The following is a 3940-nucleotide window of genomic DNA, read 5'->3' as shown; positions in this document are numbered from 1 at the left end:
CCCCACGCCCCGCTCCCCCGCTCCCCCACGGGCCACCGCGCCCGCCCGTACGCACACCCCGGCCGACCCCAGCGCCCACCGCGCCGCCTTCGACGCGGCCCCGCTGCCGATGGCCCTCGTCGACGAGACGGGCACCATCACGGCGGCGAACCCCGCCCTGCACCAGTACCTCGCCCTCCCCGCCGCCTCGCTCGCGGGCCGCCCCCTCACCCACCTCACCGCCCTCGGCCTCGCCCCCCACACCACCCCGGGGCTGCCGGAGGTCTTCAGCGGTCGCCGTCACCACCTCGTCTGCACCCGGCGGATCACCTCGCCCCGGGGCGGCGACTCCTGGGCCGAGATCCGCCTCGAACACCTCGCGCCCACGTCCGGCGCCCTCCTCACCGTCCGTGACACGAGCCTCGGCCACGAGCTGAGGGCCCGGCTGCGCACCGCCGAACGCGAGGACCCCCTCACCCGGCTCGCGAGCCGCGCCCACTTCCTCGACCGCCTCGCGGACACGCTGGAGGAACACGGGCTGCGCGGCGGCCGGGGGCGCGTCGGCCTGTGCGTCCTCGGCCTGGACGGCTTCCGGCACGTCAACACCGCCCACGGCCACCTCGTCGGCGACCACCTGCTCCGCGCGGTGGCCGCCCGCCTCGCCCGCCTCGCCCCGCTCCTCGCGTCCGCGCACGGCGAGGCCCCCGTACTCGCCCGGCTGGGCGGCGACGAGTTCGCACTCCTCGTCCGCGAAGTCCACGAGGTTCGCGGAGGCGGCGAGGCCCGCGAAGGGCGCGAGGCCCGGGAGGCCCGGGAGGTCCACGGGGTCCGGGAGACCCACGGGGCCCACGACGGACGCGAAGACCGCGAGGCGACCGGTTCCGGCGGCCCCGGGCAGCTCGCCGAACTCGCCACGACCGTGCTGCGCGAACTGCGCGAGCCGTACGACATCGCGGGGCGCCGCCTCTCCGTCTCCGCCTCCGCCGGGGTCGCCGAACTGCGCGCCCGCGAGACGAGTCCCGCCGAGCTGATGCGCGCCGTCACCACCGCGCTCGGCTGGGCGAAGGCCGAGGGCGGGGGCGGATGGGCCCTCTTCGACTCCGCCCGCAGCGAGGACGGCGCCCATCGGGACCTGCTCGCCTCCGCGCTGCGGCCCGCCGTGCGCGACGGCGAGTTCGAGCTGGAGTACCAGCCCCTCGTCGCCCTCGCCGACGGCACCCTGCACGGCGTCGAGGCCCTGGTGCGGTGGCGGCACCCCCGCTTCGGCAAGCTCGCCCCGAACCGCTTCATCGACGTCGCCGAGCGGGACGGCTCCATCGTCGAGCTGGGCCGCTGGGTCCTGCGCACGGCCTGCGCCCAGGCCCGCAGCTGGCAGCTCGCCCGCCCGGGGGCACGGCCCCCCTACGTCAGCGTCAATGTCACGGTGCGGCAGCTGTGGGACTCCGACGTCGTGGGCGACGTCGCCGCGGTGCTCGCCGAGACCCGGCTGCCGCCGTCCCTGCTGCAACTGGAGCTGACCGAGTCCGAGGTGGTCGGGCAGACCGGCCGCCCCCTGCGGGCCCTTCAGGAACTGAGCGACATGGGGGTGCGGATCGCCATCGACGACTTCGGCACCGGCTACTCCAATCTCTCCTACCTCAGCCGCCTCCCCGTCTCCGTCCTCAAGCTGGACGGTTCCTTCGTCCGCGGCTTCCCCTTCACCGGCTCCGCCCCGGAAGCGGACGCCCCGGCCGCCGCCCCCGCCCTCCCCGCTTCCAGGGACCGGACGGCGGCGACCGTCATCGCGGGCGCCCCCGCTCGGGCCACGACCGCCGAGGGGCGGCCGGCGGACGAGGTGATCGTGGAGGCCCTGGTCGGTCTGGCCCACCGCCTTGGCCTCACCGTGACGGCCGAGTGCGTGGAGACCAGGAGCCAGGCGGAGCGGCTGCGGGCGATGGGCTGCGACATGGGGCAGGGCTACCTCTACTCCCGCCCCGTACCGCCCGAGCGGATCGGCGTACTCCTGGAGACCACGGGACGCTGTCCAGGCTGGACCACCTCCTCCTCGTAGGGGCGCGTACCGCCCTGTGAACGGAGGTGGCCCCCGCCGCGCTCCCGCAGGTGTCCGAACTCACCCGTACAGGTGAATTCCATCCCTCGTAAGCGGGAATCCAAGCCGCAGAGCTGCCGCCGCCCCGCAGAGCCACGGCTGCCAACGCCCCGCACGTACGAATGGAAGCCGTCGCGCGCCCGGGCCGGGCCCGCCCCGCCGTTCACGCCATGCATGCCGGTTAACACGGTCGTAAGGTGACCGGCATGCAGGTGATCCAGTCGGCGAAGCTCGCCAATGTCTGTTACGAAATCCGCGGCCCGGTGCTCGACGAGGCGATGCGACTGGAAGCGGCGGGCCACCGCATCCTCAAGCTCAACACCGGGAACCCGGCGGCCTTCGGCTTCGAGACCCCGCCCGAGATCCTGGAGGACATCCTCCGGAACGTCTCCTCGGCGCACGGATACGGCGACGCGAAGGGCCTGCTCGCCGCCCGCCGCGCGGTCACGATGCACTACCAGACCCTCGGCGTCGAGTCCGACGTCGAGAACGTCTTCATCGGCAACGGGGTCTCCGAGCTGATCGTCATGGCCATGCAGGGCCTGCTCGACGACGGGGACGAGGTCCTGGTCCCCTCCCCCGACTACCCGCTGTGGACCGCGGCCGTCTCGCTCGCCGGGGGCACCCCCGTCCACTACCGCTGCGACGAGCAGTCCGACTGGATGCCGGATCTCGCCGACGTCGAGCGCAAGGTCACCGACCGGACCAAGGCGCTCGTCATCATCAACCCGAACAACCCCACGGGGGCCGTCTACGACGAGGAGATGGTGCGCGGGCTCACCGACATCGCCCGCCGCCACAACCTGCTCGTCTGCTCCGACGAGATCTACGACAAGATCCTCTACGACGGCGCCACGCACACCCCGACCGCGGCCCTCGCCCCCGACCTGCTGACGCTCACGTTCAACGGCATGTCGAAGGCGTACCGGGTGGCCGGCTACCGCGTCGGCTGGATGGTCGTCTCCGGGCCGCGCGCCCACGCCACCTCCTATCTGGAGGGGCTGAACATCCTGGCGAACATGCGGCTGTGCGCCAACATGCCGGGCCAGCACGGCGTCGTCGCCGCGCTCACCGGGCGGCAGTCGATCAACGAGCTGGTCCTGCCGGGCGGGCGGCTGCGCGAGCAGCGCGACACGGCCTACGAACTGCTGACGCGGATTCCCGGCGTCTCGTGCGTGAAGCCCAAGGGCGCGCTCTACCTCTTCCCCCGCCTCGACCCGAAGGTCTTCAAGATCAAGGACGACCGCGAGATGGTCCTCGATCTGCTCCGCAAGGAAAAGATCATGGTCGTGCAGGGGACGGGCTTCAACTGGCCCGAACCCGATCACTTCCGCATCGTCACGCTGCCGAGCGTGCAGGACCTGACGGAGGCCGTGGGCCGGATCGGCCACTTCCTGAGCGAATACGGACAGACCGCCTGAGCGGATACGGACGGACCGCATGAGCGGATACGGACGGAACCGAACCCGCCGCGGACGACTCTCCCGGAGCCTGCTCCGGACGATTCCTTCTCTGGACGGATTCTAACTTAGACGGATTCCAAGGTAGGATGCCCTCAGGCAACCCTGGAGGTCCTTCGTGTACGAGCCGATCCGTAGCAAATCCATCCATTCCACCTCCGGCGAGCAGTCCCGTTTCCCCCGTCACTCGCGCGAGGAGGAGCTGGACATCCAGCTCGCCGGACACCTCGCGGCCCTGCTCGCGCTCACCGACGAGCTGCGCGCGCTCTCCCCCGCCGAGGAGGCGGGCGCGCTGGACGAGGCGGCCGGGGAGCTGAGCGACCACCTCCGCAGGCTGCGCGGCGGCGGCAGCCCCGTACGCGCCGCCGCCGGAGCGCTCCGCGGGGGCGACCTCACGGCCCTGCACCGGCGC

At 72.8% G+C, this 3940-nt stretch carries 3 protein-coding genes; all 3 read left to right on the top strand.

Annotation, left to right across the window (positions count from 1 at the left end):
• The coding region (locus G3I42_RS37685; protein ID WP_164287367.1) for an EAL domain-containing protein at window positions 1–2029 on the top strand (2029 nt) is incomplete at its 5' end.
• Between the two features lie 245 nt (window positions 2030–2274).
• A complete protein-coding gene (locus tag G3I42_RS18505) occupies window positions 2275–3489 on the top strand; it encodes a pyridoxal phosphate-dependent aminotransferase (RefSeq protein ID WP_164287369.1) in 1215 nt (404 codons plus the stop codon).
• A 157-nt stretch (window positions 3490–3646) separates the two neighbouring features.
• Window positions 3647–3940, top strand: a 294-nt coding sequence (locus tag G3I42_RS18500; protein WP_164287365.1) for a hypothetical protein, incomplete at its 3' end; no start/stop codon positions are given.

Origin of the sequence: Streptomyces sp. SID11385 (assembly GCF_010548245.1) — a bacterium.
In the GTDB taxonomy this organism is placed as follows: Bacteria; Actinomycetota; Actinomycetes; order Streptomycetales; family Streptomycetaceae; genus Streptomyces.
Note: the sequence above shows the minus strand (reverse complement) of the source record. Positions and strands in the feature narration are given on the sequence as shown.